General features: G+C 73.8%; 1 protein-coding gene. It reads left to right on the forward strand.

Translation table 11 applies throughout. The features are described from left to right. Window positions 1–276 precede the first annotated feature (276 nt). Complete coding sequence (locus tag Q7A36_RS40305; protein WP_305109410.1) at window positions 277–720, forward strand: hypothetical protein; 444 nt, start codon at window positions 277–279, stop codon at window positions 718–720. Window positions 721–808 lie beyond the last annotated feature (88 nt).

Consider the following 808-nt stretch of genomic DNA (forward strand, 5'->3'; position numbering starts at 1 on the left):
GCGCGGACCATCTCGGCGGCGAAGGCGGCCTCGAGGCGCCGTGCCGCCTGCCGGGCCGGGTCGGCCGGGGCGTGTGCCTGGGCGGGTCTGGTCGGGTCCATGTGAGGCACCGCTGGGTTGGATCGGCAGTGGAAGACCTTGCCGATCTGGATTACAAGCTTCTTACCACGCTTTTTCGCAAAGGTGGCAACCGCCGGCCTCCAGAAGGACAGCCCCCCATCTCCAGAAGGGGCAGCCCCGCCGCATCCCTCGCGGCCCTGGACAGGTCCCACCCCCATGGATCCCGTGACCGAGCCGCCGCCCACCAGGGCGCACAAGCGCGTGCAGATCCGCCGCCGCACCCTGCCGCCCGAGCGCCGCGAGGAGTTCAACCGCCGCGCGCTGGCCGGCGAGGACCTGCGCCGCCTCGCCCGGCTGTTCAACCTCGAACTCTGCTACGCTCGCCGCCACCTCGACCGCCTGCTCACCCGCACCAACCGCGAGATGGCGGAGAGCCCTTGCCTGCCCACGCGCGAGGCGCCGGTGCCCGAGGGCATGACGCCGCTCGAATACGCCCATGCCCTGCTCGGCCGCCGCGTCCGGCAGTTGCGCAACGGCTACTACGAGCTCGACGGCTTCCCCGCCGGCCCGCGCGAGGTCACCCGCGCCGCCAACCACCTGCTGCGCAGCCGCGGCGACGAGGAGATCCCCTATCCCGGCCTGGTGCCGCTCCGCCGCTGATCCCGCCACCCCCGCCAGGATATCCGCCCCGCCCCGGCCCCAGCACTCCATGCCCCCCGCCCTCCTGCAGGCCCTGGCCGGCCTCGCC

It is taken from the genome of Paracraurococcus lichenis, from assembly GCF_030657435.1.
GTDB lineage: Bacteria > Pseudomonadota > Alphaproteobacteria > Acetobacterales > Acetobacteraceae > Paracraurococcus > Paracraurococcus lichenis.